This window comes from Pontibacter diazotrophicus (genome assembly GCF_003367245.1).
In the GTDB taxonomy this organism is placed as follows: Bacteria; Bacteroidota; Bacteroidia; order Cytophagales; family Hymenobacteraceae; genus Pontibacter; species Pontibacter diazotrophicus.
In genome coordinates this window covers 206418-228330 of sequence record NZ_QRGR01000003.1, presented here as the reverse complement: position 1 = coordinate 228330, position 21913 = coordinate 206418, and the positions used below count along the sequence as shown (strand labels likewise).

Sequence of the window (21913 nt, the reverse complement as noted above, 5' to 3'; positions counted from 1 at the left end):
GCATTTACCTCATGAAAGCTTTTCAGGCCATACTCAAGGAACAGCTCAGATCTGAGTTGAAACAATTTTTTTCTTCTGAAGTAAAATAAGACCGCGAAAAAGAACACCTTGTAAAGCACGTACTATACTCTAACGGAAACTTGCTTTTCCAAAGGATGAAAAAGCTTTTCCCATATATCATTCATTATAATTTATTAGCATAGAGCATGTTTGAATCTTTTAATTTAAGCTGCAAATGCACACTTTTAAAGCCCTGCCATAGCTGTTGTTAGTGCAGAAGCGCATTTATTTTATTCAGTAGGAGTCTTGTCAGAACCCGAAATCACCCGTTTTCGCTTTTAATCATAAAAAGTATACATGCTCTTATCACATTCGGCGCATTACATGAAGTTAAACACATTTAAGCCCCACCCTTTCCTGATATTCGGACTAGTATTGGTTTTATGCGGATTTACATTCCTGGAAGTAAAACACAATGCTTCGACTAAAATCATGAAGGGGCAAGCTATAGAGAAAATAGCACGGCTAACGCAGGACCGCGCATTCGTGCTCTTAAGAGAAACGAGGCAGTTTTTTAGCGGAAATCAGGGAGGGGCATCCAACGATGACCCTGTTTTACTTCCCTCCGGAAGGTATAAGGGTATACTACCCTCTGAGTTTATCCAGGCATACCACCTGAGCCACAGCAAACAGCAGGACGTACTGAAGCTGTTTGACGGTGATGTAGATAACAGCGTGGTACTGGACTGGACACCACTCGTAAAGCCCTCTGAGCTGTGGGTGCGGATTCCGGAAGAACTGGAGTTTAACCTCGAGAACATGGAGTTCTATGACGGTAATGGCGACATAGTAAAAGGAGCGATGCGGACCTATTTTGTCCGCAGAAGTGCTGTTGCCGATGGCACCTGGAAAAGGGAGCAAGGCCCAGTATTTGACGGTAAAGATTTCAGGGAATGGACTACAGGAAAGGACCCGCTGTCCTGGTCGCCGGAGAATACGGATGCAAGGTATACATTGCCTGAAGCAATAGATGTAGCCTATATCATCTTTAAAATAGACACCCACGTGCCCAACGAAATCAGGCTGACAGGCAACTGGCTTCCTTACAAGGAGCCCGCGCCGCACGTGCCGGAGATGGCTCCAATCGGCAACATGCTGGGCATGGTGATACTATGGCCGGATGTGGTAGACCCACGGAATGTATGGGACGGTGTGGCCGAGCATAAATGGGAGGCCCTAAAGGGATACACCTGCTTCCGCGACTATACCGACTGGAAAACTTTCGAAGGCAAAGAGGGGGAGTTTTCTTATGAACCTTCCGCCTGGGGTGGCGCCTTAAGAGACACCTACTATCAGCGCATGCACGATGAAGGGAAAGAGGTGATGGTGTGCCCACAGAAAGTACCCGATTGGTTTCAGGAAGCCAACTATCCCCCTGAACAGAGAGGCGAGAGTAATGTGCCGAAAGCATGGGATGCGGATGGAGAAGACTGGAAGTCTTACGAGAAAGTAGCTCACCTTTATTATCGTATTTCCGCCCGCTACGGCAGAAACAAAGACATTCCGGAAGAGTTTCTTTCAGTAAAGGAAAAGCCGTTTTACCCGAATCAACCTGCTAACAAACCTAAAGCGGGTTTGGGTACTGTACAGTATATGCAGGTAGATAATGAACCAGATCGCTATTGGCATGGCAGGCAGGCGTATCAGAATGGCCGGGAATATGCAGCCAGAAGCTCTGCCTGCTACGATGGGCATAAAGGCAAAATGGGGCCGGGCTATGGCGTTAAAACGGCCGATCCGTCCATGCAGGTAGTGGTGGGAGGCCTTGTAGGAGACATCGGGTTTATGAGGGGCATGATAGACTGGAGCAAAGAGAACAGAGGGTATAAACTGAATGACAAAGGGCAGAAGGTAGTAGACCTGCCTTTTGATATCATTGATTACCACGTGTACCATAATACCGCCAACTCAACGCAGGACCAGCAAGCAAACACCACCGGAATCTGTCCGGAACTATCTACCGCAACAGAAAGAGCGAAAGACTTTCTGCAGCTGTCGTATGAAGAATGCGGGGGCATGCCTGTGCAGATTTCTGAAACAGGCTATGACATTCATCCCGAGTCTCCTCAAAGAGCGATGGCCACACCAACCAGAAGCATCTTACAGACGCAGGCTGACTGGGGTATCAGAGCAGCACTTCTCTATGCACGGCTAGGCATTTACCGGATTTATACTTACATGGCTACCGATGTGACTAATCCAAGTTCCGGTAAGTACTCTACCTCTGGTGAGATTGATAAAGTAAATGGCTACAAGCGCCGGCCAGCGGCTGATTTCAAAGCGCAGTTGAACAAACTGATGGGCAGCTACACCTACAAAAAGACCCTCAACACTGACCCTGCTGTTGATGTGTATGAGCTGAACAAAAATGAAATTTACGTTCTCTGGATACCAGACCAGGTGAGCAGAACAGGAGAATATGAACTGAGCCTGGGAACTGACAAAGCTGTTGTCCATTCTTTCGTGGAAGGTGCCGACGAAATGAAAAAAGAAACGGTGATGACGAAGAACGGAAAGCTGAAAATCATTGTAACGGAGACGCCTGTATTTGTATCGAGGCAGTAATGATTATCTTTTCCTCACGCTTTACAGCCTGATAAAAGGAACTGTAAGAAAGAACAGTTTTACATCCCTGTCATCCTGATAGGATCTTGTTAGTTGCTTTTAGGTAATTCACAAGATCTTTTCAGGATGACAGGGATGATTGGCTTTATTACCTCTTGCTTTACCAAAGTTAGGAGCAGGAGACAACTAAAAAGGTAGCAAGGCTTCTCAGAAATACTGCATTAGGAGCGGCCTATGAATCCTATCTATCCCTCTCCTTACTTCATCCCCTTATGCTTTCTTTTTGCAATCTCCTGAACCGGGATGTTTTCTATCTTACTTTCGAGCCAGGAGATAATGTCCAGGTAAAGGAAAGGTCTCTTTTCGTATGGGTCCAGGGATATGGTCATCAGTTTTTCCTTCAGGGCAGCAAAGGCGTCTCTCAAGTCCCCGGGCGTAACATCACCTAAGTTGCGCAGGAATTTGAATATCTCCACCTGCATTTGCTGTTGGTCGTTCATCTTACCCAGGAAGCGATAGACTGACCTTATCTGATACTCCAGCACCTCGTCCTCACCGGCCTCATAGTGTGCAATAAGGTTTAAGATGCGGGCAAAACACTGCAGGTCTTCCCGCAGGCTGATGTCTTTGTAATAGATGATCTTCTGGAGGTACTTAATGGCCTGATGAAAGTCTCCGCTCCCAAAGTAGAGGCTGGCTATTTTATAATAAAATATAAGCCTGCGGTGCGGGTCAAGGTGCGATTTATAGCGGTTCAGGTTCTCCAGCAACTCGGGTATTATCTGCAAACCTTCGGTGAAGTTTCCTTCCAGGAAATAGTTATTTATCTTGTTGGTATAGATAAAGAGGAAGAGCAGCATCTCTGAGTTTGGGCTGGAGCGTCTTTCCGGGTCAGCAGCAAAGTCTTCAAGCTTCTGCAGTACTTCTTTAAACTTGCTGTAGTACAGCATGTTGTACAGGGCAAGAAGTAAATTATGCAGGCCTTTGATATAAAGCATGTCCTGCTTATACTTCATTTCCGGATTATCCTCAAACAGATCCACCCACTTCTGCGCATACCTGTAGCAGGCTTTAAAATCCTGGATGATATAATTATACCAGACGTGTGCCTGGTAGTAGTACAGCCTTTCAGTGAATCCGGCACGTTCCAGGTCTATCACAGGCAGGTTTTCCCTGAAGAAGGCGGTTGTACTATTGTATTCCTCCACATTACGGGCGTGCCCGACCTTTATATACAAGCCGTACAGGCGTAGTGCAGCGTTGGAGAGGGAGTGTATCTGGGATACATGCAGGGCTGTGTCAATCGCTTCAGAAGAAAGCGCCTCTGCTTTTCCCTCTAGGCTTCTGGTAATGTACTGCGACTCGATTAGCTTCTCAAAATCGATAGCGGTTAAGGCAATGTGTGGCATTTCTGCCTGTAGTGCCCCCACCTTTACCTTTTCAAGCATTTTCAGGCTTTGCTGGTAAAATCCTTTATTGTAAAGCACCCGGGCATAATCCAGCTGCTCGTGTAGTTGGATATCGAGGTTTTGGTTTGCGTGGTACAGGCGAAGGCTGGATAAAAGCTGCTTGTACAGGTTGGCCTTCATATTTGCCAGTTGTACTTTTTTTACGTCCGGGGCCAGCGCCAGCACTTTTTCTTCGTCATACCCTGTCTGGCTATCCATGGCATCGAAAAGCTGAAGAAACTTTAGCCCCTCAGAAACGCCTTGCCTTTTGGAAAACAACCGGAAATGGCGCTTCTCTGATTTGGTAAGGGATTTAACCAGTTGAAAAACAGGATCATTTGTTTTGTTAGACATTGTATCAATTAATTGATTAATTGGCTGTAATACAGCTAGTTGTGGCGGTAAAAGCTAAAGTTAGAAATAACAGGCTATACTTTAAATAGTTTTGGTGGCTGCTGTTTATATCCTTATTTACGCTTCTATTAAGAATTATATCTGCAATAATAAATCAAATAAAGTATGTCGGCTCAGAAAATACAAATCTTTGACACCACCTTAAGGGATGGCGAGCAAGTGCCTGGTTGCAAATTGAACATGGATGAGAAACTGGTAATAGCTCGGCAACTCGAACTTCTGGGGGTAGATGTGATTGAAGCTGGCTTCCCGGTATCAAGCCCTGGGGATTTTGAGGCAGTGAAAGCAATAGCGGCACAGACAAAGGAAGCTACGGTCTGTGGATTGTCAAGGGCTGTGGAGCAGGATATACGCATTGCGGCAGAGGCGCTTGCCACTGCGCGCAACCCAAGAATACACACTGGTATCGGCACTTCCGAATCGCATATAAAATTTAAGTTGCGCACTACACAAGAGAAAGTGATGGAGCGTGCAATAGAGGCGGTTCGCTTGGCCAAGAGCTTTGTGGAAGATGTAGAGTTCTATGCAGAAGACGCCGGAAGAACAGAAAATGAATTCCTGGCAAAAATATGCGAGGCAGCCGTTAAAGCGGGTGCTACCGTGTTGAATATCCCGGATACCACCGGTTACTGCCTGCCGGAAGAGTACGGTGCAAAAATAAAGTACCTGTACGAAAACGTGAAAGGCATTGACAGAGTCCGTCTTTCCACGCATTGCCACAACGATTTAGGGCTGGCTACTGCCAACTCTATTGCAGGTGTGGTGAACGGTGCCCGCCAGATTGAGTGCACCATCAACGGAGTAGGTGAGCGCGCAGGAAACACAGCCTTAGAGGAGGTGGTTATGATCTTACGCCAGCACCCGTACCTGAAACTTGACACCAACGTCAACTCTAAATTGTTGGCGGAAACTTCGGCCATGGTATCGCACATGATGCGCATGCCGGTGCAGCCGAACAAGGCTATTGTCGGATCAAACGCTTTCTCCCACTCCAGTGGCATTCACCAGGACGGTGTCATCAAGCATCGCGAGACATACGAAATCATCGATCCACGCGATGTTGGGGTGCCGGATTCGTCTATTGTGCTGACGGCACGATCCGGGCGGGCAGCACTGGCTTACCGCCTGCAGAAAATCGGGTACAATTTTGATAAAGGTACACTCGATAAAGCTTATGCTTCTTTCCTGCAGATAGCAGATAGTAAGAAAGAAGTTGTGGACAATGATTTGCATACTTTAGTTGAAGAAAAAAATCTGGTTACGGCCAGCTAATATGAAACAGACATTATTTGATAAAATCTGGGATGCCCATGTGGTCCGCTCTATTCCGGGCGGCCTGGATGTTTTTTATATCGACAGGCACCTGATACATGAGGTTACAAGCCCGCAGGCTTTTGATGAAATAGAAGCCCGCAACCTGCCGCTATTCAGAAAAGATAAAATAGTTGCCACTGCCGACCACAACGTTCCTACAAAAAACCAGCACCTGCCTATACAGGAGCCGCTTTCGCGGTTGCAGGTAGATAAACTGACCGAGAACTGCAACAAGTATGGTGTAGAGCTGTTTGGCCTGGGGCATCAGAACCAGGGTATTGTACACGTCATCGGTCCTGAACTCGGTATCACACAACCGGGTATGACCATCGTATGTGGCGACAGCCATACTTCTACGCACGGTGCCTTCGGTGCCATCGCCTTTGGTATTGGTACCAGCCAGGTGGCCCAGGTCATGGCTTCGCAGTGCTTGCTGCTTAGCAAGCCGAAGAAGATGCGGATCACCATTGATGGTCCGCTGCACAAAGGTGTGTCTGCCAAAGACCTGATTCTTTATGTGATCTCTAAATTAGGCACAGGCGGGGCAACAGGCTATTTTGTAGAGTATGCCGGCAGTGCCATCCGCTCCCTGAGCATGGAAGGCCGCATGACGGTGTGTAACATGAGTATCGAAATGGGTGCACGTGGCGGTATGATTGCACCCGACGAGACAACATTCGACTATGTAAAGGGCCGCGAGCATGCGCCGAAAGGCGAACAATGGGAGCAGGCTCTGGCCTACTGGAAGACCTTGTACACAGAAGAAGGAGCTACTTTTGATAAAGAGTACTTCTTTGATGCCAGCGACATCACCCCGATGATTACGTTTGGTACGAATCCGGGTATGGGTATTCCAATTAGTTCCTCTATTCCGGTAAATGTGCCGACAGGTGAGGCGGCCAGTTTCGATAAGTCGTTGCAGTATATGGGCTTTGCGCCGGGAGAGTCTTTGATTGGCAAAGAAATAAACTACGTGTTTATTGGCAGTTGTACCAATTCACGCATCGAAGACCTTCGGATAGTGGCAGACTTTGTGAAAGGCCGCCAGAAAGCAAGTCATGTGGAGGCGATCATTGTGCCGGGTTCCAAGCATGTAGAGCAACAGGCTATAGCAGAAGGCCTGGATAAATTGCTGGCAGAGGCGGGCTTTGAGCTACGTGAGCCGGGCTGCAGCGCCTGCTTAGCCATGAATGAAGACAAAATACCGGCCGGAGCCTATTGTGTTTCTACCTCTAACAGGAACTTTGAAGGCCGCCAGGGACCAGGTTCCAGAACACTACTGGCTAGTCCTTTAGTAGCTGCCATCACTGCTGTAGAAGGTAAAATTGTTGACATTACCCAATACCTGAATTAATGGAAAAGTTCGAGATAATACAGTCGGGCGCCGTTCCGTTACCGATTGAAAACATAGATACTGATCAGATTATTCCTGCCCGCTTTCTGAAATCAACTTCCAGAGAAGGATTCGGAGAGAATCTGTTCAGAGACTGGCGCTACGATAACAGCGGCAACCCCAAAGCAGATTTTGCCCTGAATAACCCGCGTTACAGCGGCCAGATTCTGGTTGCAGGTAAAAACTTTGGCTGTGGTTCCAGCCGCGAACATGCCGCCTGGGCTATCTACGATGCCGGTTTCCGGGTGGTGATATCCAGTTACTTCGCAGATATTTTCCGGGGCAATGCCCTTAACAACGGCTTGCTTCCTTTACAGGTGTCGGACCAGATGCTGCAAAGGCTGTTTGAGCAAATAGAAAAAGACCCGCAAACAGAGTTAGTGGTTAACCTGCCGGAACAGGAGTTTTATGTTCCGGCCTGGGACGAAAGGGTTACTTTTGATATTGATCTGTATAAAAAAGAGTGCCTGATAAACGGCTACGACGATATTGATTTTTTAGTGAGCCAGAAAGAGGCGATAGAAGCATACGAAAGCACAAGACCATGGGCATATTAAATAAGAAGATAGTAGTGTTGCCGGGCGACGGCATCGGACCTGAAGTTTGTAACGAAGCCATCAAAGTACTGGAAGCTGTAGCTGAAAGGTTTGGGCATCGCTTTTATTTCGAAAAATACCTGATGGGAGCCTGCGCCATTGACGCAACAGGAAACCCGCTTCCGGAGGAAACAGTGGATGCCTGCATGGAGGCAGATGCCATTTTGCTGGGTGCCATCGGCGACCCCAAGTATGACAATAACCCTGCAGCCAAAGTGCGGCCAGAGCAGGGTCTGCTGCGCTTGCGCAAGTCTTTGGGGCTTTATGCCAATATCAGACCTGTTACAGCCTATGATGTGCTGCTGGATCACTCTCCGCTAAAGAACACACGCATTGCAGGCGCTGATATGCTCATTTTCCGTGAGCTGACAGGCGGCATTTACTTTGGTGAAAAAGGACGCACAGCCGACAGCGCATACGATAACTGCACCTATAGCAGACTGGAAATCGTGCGCATCGCACACCTTGCTTTCCAGTCTGCCGCTTTGAGACGCCAGAAACTGACGCTGGTAGACAAAGCCAATGTGCTGGAGACATCCCGTTTATGGCGGGAGGTAGTACAGGACATGGCACAGGGATATCCGGATGTAGCCGTAGATTACCTGTTCGTGGACAATGCCGCCATGCAGCTGATTCTTAATCCGCGCGCCTTTGATGTGATACTGACAGAAAATATGTTCGGCGATATCCTGTCTGATGAAGCGTCTGTTATAGCCGGTTCACTTGGCTTGCTGCCTTCTGCTTCAGTAGGAAATCATGTATCTCTTTTTGAGCCAATCCATGGGTCCTATCCGCAGGCAAAAGGCAAGGGAATAGCCAACCCGATTGCGGCTATTCTGTCAGCGGCGATGATGCTCGAGCATTTCAACTTACAGAAGGAGGCAGACCTTGTAAAAGAAGCCGTACACAACGCCTTAGAAAAACAGGTGCTGACGCCGGAACTGAATCCTACTTCGCCTTACAGCACAGAGCAGGTGGGGAGCTTTATCGCCTATTATGTATTGGAAGGAGCCTTAGTTGTTCCACACAAAAGCAACATCGAAGTAGGCTTGAGCACTATCATCTAAAACTTCATGCAAAATAAAACTGTCATCCGCTTCATTATTATCCTCATGATTATTTCACGAGGGGTGGAGATAGTTTGCTAAACATAAGTGCACAAAAGCACAGCATATAAAGCAGCCATCTCCTGGGATGGCTGCTTTTTTATTGGCCAAGGCCCTCTTAACAGGTCTACCTTTTAAAAAATGGCGATGCTTCATAAGCAAATAGGAATGTCTTAAAATTATTAGATAGTGTATTGGTTTCATTAATAAATAACTTATAATCAATAACTTATGTGTAAAGTGTGCCCTCATGGAAATAGTAGGTAATTCGAAGGTACATTTTCAGAGCAGGAGCAAAAGCATGACATTGTAGAAAGTTTAAAAGTAAAGAATCACTATTATTCAGTAGAGCAACAATAAGAAATCTATTTACCAATCAGAAAGAAGACACAGCAGCACTTTAGTCATAAGCTATTCAAATCAGCTGCTTGAAACTTCTCTTAGTGAATAAAAGCAAAGCACCACAATGGCCTTAAACAAGTACAGCCGCATTTACACGAAAGACGACAGCTTACCTGCATCACAGGCAATGCTGATAGGCTCCGGATTATCAGAAGAAGATCTGCAAAAGCCTTTTGTGGGCATTTGCTCCACGGGCTTCGAAGGCAACACCTGCAACATGCACCTCGACGGACTGGCAGATGAAGTAAAGAAGGGAGTGAATCAGTTGGGGATGGTAGGCTTGCGCTTCAACACCATCGGTGTGAGCGACGGTATCACGAACGGCACGGAAGGCATGCGCTATTCCCTTGTTTCGCGGGAAGTAATTGCTGACTCTATTGAAACCATTACAGGAGCTCATAATTACGATGCACTGGCTTGTGTGGTCGGCTGCGACAAAAATATGCCGGGTTCGCTTATCGCGATGGCCCGCCTCAACAGACCATCGCTGATGGTGTATGGCGGCACGATTAAATCAGGAAATTTCAAAGGTGAGAAGCTAAACATCGTTTCCTGTTTCGAGGCTTATGGTCAGAAACTGAATAATAATATCTCAGAGGAGGATTACAGAGGCATCATCCGCAATGCTTGTCCGGGGCCGGGTGCCTGCGGTGGTATGTATACGGCCAACACCATGGCCTCTGCGGCGGAAGCACTGGGGATGTCTATTCCCTATACCTCTTCCTCTCCGGCTGTAAGCCAGCAGAAGAAAGACGAATGCCTCCAGACAGGGCACTACCTGCTGAACCTGCTGGAAAAAGACATCAAGCCGCGTGACATACTAGTAAGGGAGGCATTCGAAAACGCCATGGTGGTAATAACGGTCCTAGGCGGTTCTACAAACGCGGTGATTCACCTGATAGCCATTGCCTCTGCGGCAGGCGTGAAGCTGACGCTGGAAGATTTCCAGGCGGTGAGCAACCGGGTGCCGGTGCTCGGCGACATGAAGCCAAGCGGCAAATACCTGATGGAAGACCTTTGCTCCCTGGGCGGAGTGCCGGCTGTCATGAAAACGCTGCTGAACGAAGGCCTCATCAACGGTGACCTGCTGACAGTAACAGGTAAAACCGTGGCCGAGAACCTAGCGGATGTAAAGCCATTGGGCGAAGAGCAGGACCTGCTAAGACCGCTATCCAACCCTATTAAAGCCGATGGGCACATCCAAATCCTGTATGGCAACCTGGCTACCAAGGGAGGCGTGGCGAAGATAACGGGTAAAGAAGGATTAAAATTTGAAGGTCCGGCTGTTGTGTTCAACTCAGAAGAAGAACTGAACGAAGGACTGAAAGTAAATAAAGTGAAAGCAGGCGATGTCGTGGTTATCCGCTATGTCGGGCCGAAAGGCGGGCCGGGGATGCCGGAGATGCTGAAACCAACCTCTGCCATTATGGGGGCCGGTTTAGGTGATAAAGTAGCCTTAATAACGGACGGGCGCTTCTCTGGTGGAACACATGGTTTTGTGATTGGCCACGTTTGCCCGGAAGCATTTGACGGCGGTAATATTGCCCTAATAGAAGACGGTGATATGATTACGTTGGATGTGGCCACCAATAGTGTGCACCTGCAGGTAGACGATGCCCTGCTGGCCCTGCGCCGCGATAAATGGGTAGCCCCGGAAGCGAAAGTGAAGAGGGGAGTATTGCAGAAGTATATCAGGACGGTGAGCGATGCAAGTAACGGATGTATAACAGATTTAGAAGAGGATTATGTTAACGCAAGAGAAACAAGCTCCAGAATTGCTTGAAGAGAAGAAGACAATATCAGGAGGTGAGGCGCTTATACGTGGTCTGCTGAAGGAGGGGGTAGACACTATTTTCGGTTATCCGGGCGGTGCTATCATGCCCATATATGATTCCCTGTACGATTACCGTGACCAGGTAAACCACGTGCTGGTGCGCCATGAGCAGGGTGGTATCCACGCTGGCCAGGGCTATGCCCGTGCATCCGGCAAAGTGGGGGTGGTGTTTGCCACCAGCGGCCCCGGTGCTACAAATCTTATAACTGGTCTGGCCGATGCCCTCATTGACAGCACACCATTAGTATGTATCACAGGGCAGGTATTCGCGCATCTTTTGGGAACGGATGCTTTTCAGGAAGCAGACGTGATTAGTATATCAGCCCCTGTCACCAAATGGAATTACCAGGTGACGGATGCAAGTGAAATACCGGAGGCGTTGGCCAAGGCTTTTTACATCGCTAAAAGCGGCCGCCCTGGCCCCGTGCTACTTGATATAACGAAAAACGCGCAGCTACAGCAATTCACCTGTGGAGAGCATACCCCTTGCTACCATGTACGCAGCTACCGCCCTAAACCCATTGTCCGGAAGGAGTATATACAACAGGCTGCGGAGCTGATCAACCAGGCAAAAAAGCCCTTTATACTATGGGGCCAAGGAATCGTGCTGGGTTCGGCAGAACAGGAGTTTAAGGCATTTATAGAGAAAAGCGGGATCCCTGCTGCCTGGACCATTATGGGAGCTGGGGCCATACCGAGCGATCATCCGCTGAATGTAGGCATGCTGGGCATGCACGGCAACTACGGCCCCAATGTGCTTACGAATGAGTGCGATGTGCTGATTGCCATCGGCATGCGGTTCGACGACCGCGTGACGGGAAGGTTGGACAAATACGCAAAGCAGGCAAAGGTGATTCACCTCGATATAGATCCGTCTGAAATAGATAAGAATGTAAAAGCCACCGTGCCGGTGTGGGGCGACTGCAAAGAAACACTGCCGCTTCTTACAGAGCTGGTGGAGGCGAAAAACCATCCGGAGTGGTTGCAGAAGTTCAATGATTATGCAGCCGAGGAAGTAGCGCAGGTCATACAGGATGAGCTGCATCCGACTTCCGGCGAAATGACAATGGGAGAGGTGATGCAGCAGCTGAACGAACTCACTAACGGCGATGCCATTATTGTAAGTGATGTGGGGCAGAACCAGATGGTAGCATGCCGCTACGCAAAGCTCAACCACACCCGCAGCAACATCACCAGCGGTGGTTTAGGCACGATGGGTTTTGCCTTGCCGGCAGCCATTGGTGCCAAATTTGGCGCACCCGACAGAACGGTAGTAGCTTTTGCAGGCGATGGCGGTATCCAGATGACGATTCAGGAGCTGGGTACCATCATGCAGAGTGGCGTGGACGTGAAAATCATCATTGTGAACAACCAGTTCCTGGGTATGGTGCGGCAGTGGCAGCAGCTCTTCCACGAGCGCCGCTACTCTTTTGTAGACATCATTAGCCCGGACTATATCAAAGTGGCGGAAGGCTACGGTATCGCCGGCAAAAAAGTATCTGAGAGAGAAAACCTGAGAAGTGCCCTGCAGGAGATGCTTGCGCACAAAGGCTCCTACCTGTTAGAGGTGATGGTAACCAAAGAGAACAACGTGTTCCCGATGGTGCCGCAGGGATGCAGTGTAAGTGAAATCAGGTTGAAGTAAGCCCAAACAAAAGAACAGTATGAATCAGAATCATATCGACAGGCAGGAGTTCAACATCACGGTTTATACCGAGCACCACGTGGGGCTGCTGAACCGGATTGCCACCATCTTTTCGAGGAGGAAGATGAACATTGAAAGCCTGAACACTTCTCCGTCAGAAATAGAAGGTATTCACCGCTTTAACATCGTGATTAACGAAACAGAGGATGTGATACGCAAACTGACGCGGCAGATTGAGAAGCAGGTGGAGGTGCTGAAAGTGTATTACCATACCAACGAAGACGTGATATGGCAGGAAATGGCGCTGTACAAGGTGCCAACCGACGTCATCGCTGAAAAGGCACTGGTAGAGCGACTCCTTCGGGAGAATGGAGCCCGTGCTGTGGTGATACGGAAAGACTATACCGTTTTTGAAACAACCGGCCACCGTGAAGAAACAGACAACCTGATAAAAGTGCTGCAGCCCTATGGGCTCATTGAGTTTGTGCGCAGCGCCCGCATCGCGATTATCAAAGGCAGCGAAGGCTTCAATCGGAAACTTCGTGAGTTCGAGCGTGCCGAGCCCGGCAGCGAAACACTCGAGAACGAGTACCTCAACAGCCGGGAAAAGATTTTCTCGATGTAGATTGATTAATGCGCTTTAGTTGACATAGCGCAAGCACAGATACAACAAAAACAGATAAAGAAAATAAAAGGACCCACCCCTGCCCCTCCGAGGAGGGGAATTTCTGCAAGAGTAATTTTTTCCCCTCCTCGGAGGGGCAGGGGTGGGTAAATGCCTTTCCGAGTAACTGAAAACAATAGCACAGCTAGAATCAATCAGTAAAAACAAAAATCATAAACTTATAACCAGCTAAAACAAAATGGCAACTATCAATTTTGGAGGAGTAGACGAAACAGTAGTTACACGTGAGGAATTCCCGCTTTCCAAGGCACTGGACGTGCTGAAAGACGAAGTTATTGCAGTGATTGGATACGGTGTACAAGGTCCCGGACAGGCACTAAACATGAAAGATAACGGGTTCAATGTCATCGTGGGGCAGCGTAAAGACTCTCCTTCATGGGAAAAAGCCCTGGAAGACGGCTGGGTAGAGGGAGAAACCCTTTTCTCTATAGAAGAAGCCGCTGAGCGCGGTACTATCATTGCCAACCTCCTTTCAGATGCAGGCCAGATAGCACTTTGGCCTACTATCAAAGAAAGACTTAAGCCGGGTAAAACATTGTATTTCTCTCACGGCTTCGGCATCACCTTTAAAGAGCAAACCAGCATTGTTCCACCAAAAGATGTTGATGTTATTCTGGTGGCCCCTAAAGGAAGCGGTACCAGCCTGCGCAGGTTGTTCGTAAGCGGTGGCGGTTTGAATTCCTCTTTTGCTGTATTCCAGGATGCTTCAGGCAAAGCCTATGAGAAAGCCGTAGCGATGGGTATCGGTGTAGGCTCCGGTTATCTTTTCGAAACAGATTTCAAAAAAGAAGTATACAGCGACTTGACAGGCGAGCGTGGTGTGCTGATGGGCGCATTGGCGGGCATCATTGAAGCACAGTACCAGGTGTTGCGCGAGCGCGGACATTCACCTTCAGAGGCATTTAACGAAACGGTTGAAGAATTGACACAGAGCCTTGTTCCCCTGGTAGGTGAAAACGGCATGGATTGGATGTATGCCAACTGCTCCGTAACGGCCCAGCGTGGTGCCTTAGACTGGAAAGGCAAGTTTAAAGAAGCTACGCTGCCGGTTTTGAACGATTTATATGACAGTGTGGAATCCGGGAAAGAAGCAGCGCGCACCATTCAGCGTGGCTCAACTCCGGGTTACAGAAAAGAACTTGAGGCAGAGCTGAAAGAACTGCGCGAGTCAGAGTTATGGCAAACAGGAGCAACAGTTAGAAAGCTGCGCTCCCGATCAAAGTAAAGGCAAATGGATAAAGATATAGTCGCTTTAGACACCGTTGTTTCATTAGAGAAAGTAGAAAAGGCAGCCAAGAACCTGAAAGGGGTCATTAATAAGACCCCTTTGCTGCAGAACCATTGGCTATCGCAGCTATACGATGCCCGTGTGTACCTGAAGCGGGAGGATTTGCAGGTGGTGCGCTCATACAAAATCAGGGGTGCCTACAACAAAATGAGCAACCTGCCACAGCAGGAGGAGCGGGAAATCGTTTGCTCCAGCGCCGGAAACCATGCCCAGGGTGTGGCTTACGCGTGCCAGCTGCTCGGGCTGAAGGGCTATATCTTTATGCCAGCCAAAACTCCTGCTCAAAAAGTGAGCAAAGTGCGCGGTTTCGGTAAGGGGTGGGTAGAGGTGGTGCTGACAGGTGACACTTACGACGACACGTTTAAAGCCGCCAAGGAGTTTTCGGATAGCCGCGGCAGTACCTTTGTGCCTCCCTTCGATGATATCGCTATCGTTGAAGGCCAGGCAACAGTGGGGCTGGAAATACTGGAGTCAGCGAACTTCCAGATTGATTACCTTTTTATGCCGATTGGCGGCGGCGGTCTGGCTGCCGGGGTATCCAGTGTGTTTAAACAACTGAGCCCGAATACAAAGCTGGTAGGTGTGCAGCCGCAGGGGGCACCGTCCATGTACAACTCACTCAAGGCACAGAAGCGCCTGGCGCTGGACACCATTGATTCTTTTGTGGATGGCGCTGCCGTGAAAAGCCCGGGAGAGCTAACCTTCGGGATTTGCAGGGAGCTGCTGGATGACGTTGTGCTGGTGCCGGAAGGCCAGATATGCGTGGACATTTTAAAAATGTATAACGAAGAAGGCGTAGTGCTGGAACCGGCCGGTACATTGTCTATCTCTGTGCTGAAATATTATGCTGATAAGATCAAAGGCAAGAATGTAGTTTGCGTCATCAGCGGCAGCAACAACGACATTACTCGCATGGAGGACATCAAAGAGCGGGCAATGCAGCACCAGGGGCTGAAGCATTACTTCATGATCACGTTCAGCCAAACGCCCGGTGCGCTCCGGACCTTCATGAATAGAGTGCTTGGCCCGGACGATGACATCATTCACTTCCAGTACATCAAGAAAAACAACAAGGAGAAAGGTCCTGTTTTTATAGGTATAGAAGTGAAACAGTCGCAGGACGTGGAGCTTATTAAAGCTCGGATGACGGAAGAGGGCTTTGCCTATGAGTACCTGAACGGCAAGCAGGATTTCCTGAATATGTTCTTATGACTTTTTAAGTTAGTGTGTTTGTTAGTTATTCAAAAAAGCCGCTCATTTTATAATGAAGCGGTTTTTTGATTTAAGCCTGTTTCTCTTCTCCTGATGGTGCAGATGAACTTCTTAAACTAATTGCGGTGTGAGAGGAGTTTGTATTTATACCATTTTACTGCTCTCCCACATATTACTGTAAACAAAAGCTGACTCTCTTTTAGCTTCTTTGGGTTGAATACAGCGCTTGGTGAAAATAATTCATACACCAGCTAAAAATATCTGAAGAAAACACCTGATTAGCTTATTAGTAAAATTTATTATACGTATAATTATAGTGTGTAACTGTGTCTGCTTAATTGGACTAAAGCAAATACACTTTCAAGAAATTGAATGCCTCTCTAAGTGTAGAGGGTGATTTTTTTGAGTATTAAAAGCTAAAACGCCCTGATTAGCTTCTTCTTCAGGATGGGTTCCGGTTAAAACCCATAGTGCTGCATCAGCGTGCATAAGTGCCCTGTTGTAGTTTTGCAGAGCAGGTATTTCACTGTTTTGAGCAGATGTTATGAAAGCCTATCGTTCTCTCTTCATGCTTGCTAGCCTTTTACTGCTAACTGATTTCGGTATGTCTTCGGCAAAGACAAGGCCTTCAACGTGAGGCTGATCAAGGATTTTGTTCCGGCAGTAGAGAAGGTAGAAGTAGTGCCGCAGGAGATGGAGCGGGTATTCCTGAACCTGTTCAACAACGCTTTCTATGCCGTACAGCAGCGGCAGGAGCAGGCTGTACAGGGCTATGTTCCGGAGGTGCGTGTGAGTACTCGTCAGTTGGAGAGCAGGGTAGAGGTGCGGGTGCGCGACAATGGCACAGGCATAGCAGTAAACTTAAAGAATAAGTTTTTTCAGCCTTTCTTTACCACAAAGCCCTCGGGGGAGGGCACAGGCCTTGGGCTTTCGCTTAGCTACAATATCATTACGAAAGGCCACGGAGGCAAGCTACAGGTGGAAACAGAAAAGGACGAATATGCGGAATTCAGCATTTCACTGCCGGTGAGAGACCTGGTTGCTGCTGATGAAGCAGCAGTATAAGACGGGAAGGCTGTGCAGGATAATCTTGAATACTTAAACAGATAGTAAATTGGGAAGAAAGGCGGGTATGAAAAGTAATTAGAGTAAAAAATGATGGAATGGTTTCAACTCCGACCGCAGTCGATAGCAGCTCTTGCCGAGTTCACACTCTGCCTGACGTTAGCTATGTACCTGCTGAGCATCAAAAATAAATCGAAGGATGGCTTGTTGATCACAGGTATGTTTGTACTGCATACACTATATAATGCCGTATCATTTCTCCGTAATTCCGCTTTCGACACTTACGCCTATATGCCAATAGTGTGGGTGCACAGTATTATACTGGTAATTCTGGGCCTCTATAATTTGCTTTTTTGCTACGCTTACCGGTATAACCCATTCCCGCGCGAAATGCGCGTAGTACTCATTGTAAGTTTTGTGCTGATGTGTGTTGGCCTGTATTTTCATCAGGTGGGCTATCCCTGGACCTTTCCTATACAGCTTATACTGGCCATTTGGTTTGTGCATGTATTTATAAGGAAAGCTATTTTTTCCGCTCAGGTTCAGCCGAAAAGAGCAATAGCTCCCGGCTCTGGTCATTCAATCTCTTTTTCGGGAGGGTGGAAAGCAATACGGAAAGAACTGGAAAGGCCTTCTACCCGCGACACAAAAGCGTACCGGGCTTTTGCCCTTTGGTGCCTGCTACTTGTTATTGCCTGGCTAAACGCAAATCTTGGTATTTTCCGCATCACCTCCAGCTGGTGGGAACCCCTTCATCACGGCATTTACCTGGTGCTGATCACGGGTATTGTTATCAATTATATGACCTATGCCCAGGAGAAAACGACTTTTCTGGCAAAACTGGTTGGCCTGTTTATGTGCCTTAACCTTATTATTCTGGGCATGCTGGGCTTTATGCTATATGGGAACAACAATGCCATTGGCGCGGCAGATGAACATACAAGAGATGCTCTGAAGTTTCTGGCTTTCCTGATTCCAATATCCACGCTCATCATTGTGCTGGTAATTCCGCCTTTTTTTCAAAAAAGCTTGTTGCGGCCCCTCAACTATGTACTGGAAGGCGTGGAACGGGTAAATGCCGGTGAGCTGAAAGTAGAGGTGCCTGTTGAGGTACAGGATGAGATAGGGGCGCTGGCGCAGCAGTTTAACAAAATGACAGCATCTTTGAGGCGCTATGCAGAGCAAATGGAGAGCCTTGTGGCGCAGCGTACTGCTGAACTGGAGCGTAAGTCAAATGAACTGGAGCAACAGAAAAGGGAACTGCAGCACACCCTGGACAATCTGAAAGCTACACAGGCGCAACTCGTACAGTCGGAGAAGATGGCATCACTGGGCGAATTGACGGCAGGTATTGCACATGAAATCCAGAACCCCCTGAACTTCATTAATAACTTTTCAGAAGTCAGTACTGAACTGGTGGATGAGTTACGCGATGGCCCGCTTCAGCTGCTGAAGGAAGAGCCAAGAAACGAAGCTACCAGCCTGCTCTCTGAGCTGAAGCAGAACCTGGACAAGATTTACGCGCACGGCCTGCGCGCTGACTCCATTGTAAAAGGCATGCTGCAACATTCCCGTAAGAGCCTGGGCCGCAAAGAGGCTACAGACATCAACGCTTTTGTGGATGAGTACCTGCGCATATCTTACCACGGCCTGCGTGCAAAGGACAAAACTTTTACAGCTAAAATTGTCACTGAGTTTGATGAAGAGGTGGGCAAGGTAGAGATTATCCCGCAGGATCTGGGAAGGGTGTTAGTGAACCTGTTGAACAATGCCTTTTATGCGGTGCAGACAAAGCAAAAGCAGGCGGGCTTGGCCTATCAGCCACAGATTACCGTAAGCACACACCGCCTCGGGGATGCCTTTGAAATAAGAGTGAAAGACAACGGCACAGGAATCTCCAAAGAAGCAGTAAGCCGGATATTTCAACCTTTTTTCACTACCAAACCAACAGGCCAGGGAACGGGTTTAGGACTGTCTTTGAGTCATGATATCGTGACGAAAGGCCATGGAGGAAAGTTGTACTTTGAAACAGCAGAAGGCCAGTACAGTGAGTTTATTATACAGGTGCCCTTGATGCATGTAGATGAGAAGGTGCTGATTCCACACTAAAGGCAGCAACATCATCTGTTTCACTCAGGCTAAATCAAGCTGTATTTGATTTGGCTGATCCGCTGGTTCCCTCATTCTTTGAGGTTTATTAGTAAATTCAGTCTGTTACCTCACCCCAAGGAGGAGGATACAGCGGGTTGCAATCTGGCACCGCCGGTGTATTAACTTCTGATTTTTAGGTCTTTCGTCTCAATTTTACTACTACACATCCTCTTCTGGCCATCAATATCAAAGATCCTGTTATTCACCCTATTGCATTAAGGTATAATAAGGATATGAACCAAACGAAGAAGTTCTACAAGAATATTTCAGGCTTTGCCCTAACCACAAAGCCAGACCTGTTTGGCTTTGTGGTTAGGGCAAACGTTGTCGGTTATAAGCCGGGCTATATAGCGGAAGGCAGAGAAGCGGTGCTTAATCACTATCATTTGGTATGGTAGTGCGAATGAATAAAGGTTGCAATGAGTGGCACAGGCACTAATGGGTACAGGTGTAGACTAGACAGGCGTGAAAAAAGATACTACTCTAAATAAAAAAGACATTGCGTATAAAGATCCAGGCCGAATACAATGGGAGCTATTTCTAATTTGACGCTGATGCAGAAGAGGGGCATGTCTTCCGTAGCTGAATCCACTAAGCAAAAGGTGGATATCTTGAATAGCGAAGCAAGAGCGCTTATGGTTATCAGTTCTAATCAGGCGCTTGCACTAAGCCAGGAAGCGGTGCGTCTTTCTGAAGGTATAGCCTATGCAAAAGGCGAAGCAGAAGGCTTGCAGACGTTGGGCTTTTGCCACATCCGGCGCGCAGAGCACGATAATGCGGTTAGCTGCTTAGAGAAAGCGTTTCCGATCTTCCAATCATTAGATGACTTGAAAGGTCAAGCTGATGTGTGGCAGTACAAAGGCATTATTGAACGTTGCCAGGGCAACTATGCGTCTTCACTTGAATATTTATTCAAAGCTTTAGCTATAAGAGAAAAACTGTCGAACCAGGAAGATATTCCCTTGAACTTATACGATTTGGGAATAACTTACAAATACCTGGGGAGCTACAGCAAGGCACTAAACTACCTGCTGAAGAGCCTGCAGGAAGCAAGAAAGGTGAAAGCCACTTTAACTGAATCCTATGTGTTGAACAATATAGGCCTTATCTACTATGAGAGCAATGAATTCAACAAAGCGCTCTCGTACTATCAGCAGAGCTTAAGCCTCCGCAAACTGAGCGGAGACCGGTGGGGGGAAGCGGGATGTCTGGATAACATAGGCACCGCCTACTATAAAATAGGAGACTGTGCAAAGGCCTTGGCATTCTGCCAGCAAAGCTTATCAATAGCGGAATCAATTGGAGACAAGAAAGGACAGGCAAATGCGCTATTGCATATTGGCAGCATTTATCTTAAGCTCGGGAGCTATGAAAAGGCACAGCTGAACTGGAACAGAAGCCAGCAGATAAGAGTGGAGATACATGATAAGAAGGGCCAGGCGGATGTTTTGTTTAGCTTCAGCGAACTCTATTGTGATAAAGCTTATCCAAAGGCAGATACCACCAAAGCTATAGAGTATCTAGATGAAGGCTTGAAAATAGGAGAGGAAATAAAGGCAAAAGATACACTCTCCAAAATCCACAAAGGCTACTATAAAGTTTTGAAGCAGGCAGAAAGGTACCAGGAGGCACTTTTACACTATGAAAAACATACAGCACTTGACAAAGAGATTTACAGTGATGCTATGAGCAAGAAAGTGATTGACCTGGAGATTACACGGGGGATAGAGAAATCTATCAAGGAAATGGAGGCGTTCAGGCGACGTAATAAAGAGTTAGCCCAACTGAACGAAGAAATACAAGAGCAGAAAGAGCGGACAGAGCTACAGCGGGATGTACTTAGAAAAGCACTGACAGACCTGAAGGCGACGCAGTCGCAGCTTGTGCAGTCTGAGAAGATGGCCTCTTTAGGTGAACTGACGGCAGGCATTGCACATGAAATCCAGAACCCCCTGAATTTTGTCACTAACTTTTCGGAAGTAAGCGTAGAAATGTGCGCAGAAATTGAGCAGGAGCTGGATACGAACCAGCTGGAGGAGGCGCGTGCATCATTAGCTGACCTCGTTCAGAACCTTCACAAAATTCAGCAGCATGGGCACAGGGCCGAAGCCATTGTAAAGGGGATGCTACAGCACTCGCGCAACAGTACAGGTCAGAAAGAGGAAACAGATTTAAACGCGTTGGCAAACGAGTATATGCGCCTGGCTTACCACGGTCTGCGTGCAAAGGACCAGAGCTTTAACACTGCCCTTATTACACGTTTTGATGAGAAGCTCCACAAAATGAAAGTGGTGCCTCAGGAAATCGGACGTGTTTTTCTTAACCTGTTCAATAACGCCTTTTATGCCGTTCAACAGAAGCAGCGGCAGTCAGGGCCGGAATATAAGCCGGAGGTGCGCGTAAGTACGCGGCAGTTAAGCGATAAAGTGGAGGTGCGGGTGCACGATAATGGAACAGGTATTGGCGAGAAGGTAAAGGAAAAGCTGTTTCAGCCTTTTTTTACAACCAAACCATGCGGACAGGGCACCGGACTTGGGCTCTCGCTTAGCTACGACATCATTACCAAAGGGCACGGAGGTAAGCTGCAGGTAGAAAGTCAGGAGGGCGAATACACTGAGTTTATCATTCAGTTGTCAATTAAAAAAAGCGGCAGATACAGTTAAGTGAAACGGGTCACTTTAAAATTTAAGCCATAAGAAGTAATATTAGTTATGGATTCCCAATCCATAATGATG

General features: G+C 47.7%; 15 protein-coding genes. 14 read left to right on the top strand and 1 reads right to left on the bottom strand.

Annotated features, from left to right (window positions below; all coding sequences use genetic code 11):
* The first annotated feature begins 384 nt into the window (after positions 1-384).
* Positions 385-2625, top strand: coding sequence for a hypothetical protein (locus DXT99_RS03085; RefSeq protein ID WP_147294163.1), 2241 nt, complete (start codon positions 385-387; stop codon positions 2623-2625).
* A gap of 257 nt (positions 2626-2882) precedes the next feature.
* Here the strand turns inward: DXT99_RS03085 and DXT99_RS03080 are convergent, their stop codons facing one another.
* Entirely contained in the window at positions 2883-4427 is a 1545-nt protein-coding gene (locus DXT99_RS03080) for a hypothetical protein (RefSeq protein WP_115564053.1), read from the bottom strand.
* Between the two features lie 165 nt (positions 4428-4592).
* On the opposite strand from DXT99_RS03080, the gene DXT99_RS03075 reads away from it, so the two are divergent.
* From DXT99_RS03075 to DXT99_RS03020, 13 genes are all read left to right on the top strand, one after another.
* On the top strand, positions 4593-5759 hold the full coding sequence (locus DXT99_RS03075) for a 2-isopropylmalate synthase (protein WP_115564052.1): 1167 nt from the start codon (positions 4593-4595) through the stop codon (positions 5757-5759).
* Position 5760: 1 nt separating this feature from the next.
* Positions 5761-7155: a 3-isopropylmalate dehydratase large subunit gene (gene leuC, locus DXT99_RS03070; protein WP_115564051.1), complete on the top strand. Its 1395-nt coding sequence runs from the start codon at positions 5761-5763 to the stop codon at positions 7153-7155.
* Entirely contained in the window at positions 7155-7751 is a 597-nt protein-coding gene (gene leuD, locus DXT99_RS03065; RefSeq protein ID WP_115564050.1) for a 3-isopropylmalate dehydratase small subunit, read from the top strand. Before leuC ends, leuD begins: the two co-directional genes overlap by 1 nt.
* Positions 7739-8857, top strand: a complete 1119-nt coding sequence (gene leuB / locus DXT99_RS03060; RefSeq protein ID WP_115564049.1) for a 3-isopropylmalate dehydrogenase — start codon at positions 7739-7741, stop codon at positions 8855-8857. The genes leuD and leuB overlap by 13 nt, the downstream gene beginning before the upstream one ends.
* A gap of 505 nt (positions 8858-9362) precedes the next feature.
* On the top strand, positions 9363-11081 hold the full coding sequence (gene ilvD, locus DXT99_RS03055) for a dihydroxy-acid dehydratase (protein WP_115564048.1): 1719 nt from the start codon (positions 9363-9365) through the stop codon (positions 11079-11081).
* Positions 11044-12777 carry a biosynthetic-type acetolactate synthase large subunit gene (gene ilvB, locus DXT99_RS03050; RefSeq protein ID WP_115564047.1) on the top strand — a complete coding sequence of 578 codons (1734 nt, stop codon included), beginning with the start codon at positions 11044-11046 and terminating at the stop codon, positions 12775-12777. The genes ilvD and ilvB overlap by 38 nt, the downstream gene beginning before the upstream one ends.
* 19 nt (positions 12778-12796) lie before the next feature.
* Positions 12797-13402, top strand: coding sequence for an acetolactate synthase small subunit (gene ilvN, locus DXT99_RS03045; RefSeq protein WP_115564046.1), 606 nt, complete (start codon positions 12797-12799; stop codon positions 13400-13402).
* A gap of 238 nt (positions 13403-13640) precedes the next feature.
* Positions 13641-14687, top strand: coding sequence for a ketol-acid reductoisomerase (gene ilvC / locus DXT99_RS03040; RefSeq protein ID WP_115564045.1), 1047 nt, complete (start codon positions 13641-13643; stop codon positions 14685-14687).
* 6 nt (positions 14688-14693) lie between these two features.
* Positions 14694-15962, top strand: a complete 1269-nt coding sequence (ilvA, locus tag DXT99_RS03035) for a threonine ammonia-lyase IlvA (protein WP_115564044.1) — start codon at positions 14694-14696, stop codon at positions 15960-15962.
* 633 nt (positions 15963-16595) lie between these two features.
* Positions 16596-17027, top strand: a complete 432-nt coding sequence (locus DXT99_RS03030) for a sensor histidine kinase (protein WP_246000422.1) — start codon at positions 16596-16598, stop codon at positions 17025-17027.
* 90 nt (positions 17028-17117) lie between these two features.
* Positions 17118-19136, top strand: coding sequence for a sensor histidine kinase (locus tag DXT99_RS27470; protein WP_115564043.1), 2019 nt, complete (start codon positions 17118-17120; stop codon positions 19134-19136).
* 275 nt (positions 19137-19411) lie between these two features.
* Complete coding sequence (locus tag DXT99_RS26950; RefSeq protein WP_181885014.1) at positions 19412-19576, top strand: hypothetical protein; 165 nt, start codon at positions 19412-19414, stop codon at positions 19574-19576.
* 237 nt (positions 19577-19813) lie between these two features.
* Positions 19814-21841, top strand: coding sequence for a tetratricopeptide repeat-containing sensor histidine kinase (locus DXT99_RS03020; RefSeq protein ID WP_181885013.1), 2028 nt, complete (start codon positions 19814-19816; stop codon positions 21839-21841).
* The last annotated feature ends 72 nt before the right edge of the window (positions 21842-21913 follow it).

What these genes read in the sequence shown, in the direction of transcription:
- DXT99_RS26950 (WP_181885014.1), top strand. Translation starts at nt 19,412, where the DNA reads ATGAACCAAACGAAGAAGTTCTACAAGAATATTTCAGGCTTTGCCCTA.
- ilvB (WP_115564047.1), top strand. Translation starts at nt 11,044, where the DNA reads ATGTTAACGCAAGAGAAACAAGCTCCAGAATTGCTTGAAGAGAAGAAG.
- ilvN (WP_115564046.1), top strand. Translation starts at nt 12,797, where the DNA reads ATGAATCAGAATCATATCGACAGGCAGGAGTTCAACATCACGGTTTAT.
- DXT99_RS03085 (WP_147294163.1), top strand. Translation starts at nt 385, where the DNA reads ATGAAGTTAAACACATTTAAGCCCCACCCTTTCCTGATATTCGGACTA.
- leuC (WP_115564051.1), top strand. Translation starts at nt 5,761, where the DNA reads ATGAAACAGACATTATTTGATAAAATCTGGGATGCCCATGTGGTCCGC.
- leuB (WP_115564049.1), top strand. Translation starts at nt 7,739, where the DNA reads ATGGGCATATTAAATAAGAAGATAGTAGTGTTGCCGGGCGACGGCATC.
- DXT99_RS03020 (WP_181885013.1), top strand. Translation starts at nt 19,814, where the DNA reads ATGGTTATCAGTTCTAATCAGGCGCTTGCACTAAGCCAGGAAGCGGTG.
- ilvD (WP_115564048.1), top strand. Translation starts at nt 9,363, where the DNA reads ATGGCCTTAAACAAGTACAGCCGCATTTACACGAAAGACGACAGCTTA.
- DXT99_RS03080 (WP_115564053.1), bottom strand. Translation starts at nt 4,427, where the DNA reads ATGTCTAACAAAACAAATGATCCTGTTTTTCAACTGGTTAAATCCCTT.
- DXT99_RS27470 (WP_115564043.1), top strand. Translation starts at nt 17,118, where the DNA reads ATGATGGAATGGTTTCAACTCCGACCGCAGTCGATAGCAGCTCTTGCC.
- ilvA (WP_115564044.1), top strand. Translation starts at nt 14,694, where the DNA reads ATGGATAAAGATATAGTCGCTTTAGACACCGTTGTTTCATTAGAGAAA.
- leuD (WP_115564050.1), top strand. Translation starts at nt 7,155, where the DNA reads ATGGAAAAGTTCGAGATAATACAGTCGGGCGCCGTTCCGTTACCGATT.
- ilvC (WP_115564045.1), top strand. Translation starts at nt 13,641, where the DNA reads ATGGCAACTATCAATTTTGGAGGAGTAGACGAAACAGTAGTTACACGT.
- DXT99_RS03075 (WP_115564052.1), top strand. Translation starts at nt 4,593, where the DNA reads ATGTCGGCTCAGAAAATACAAATCTTTGACACCACCTTAAGGGATGGC.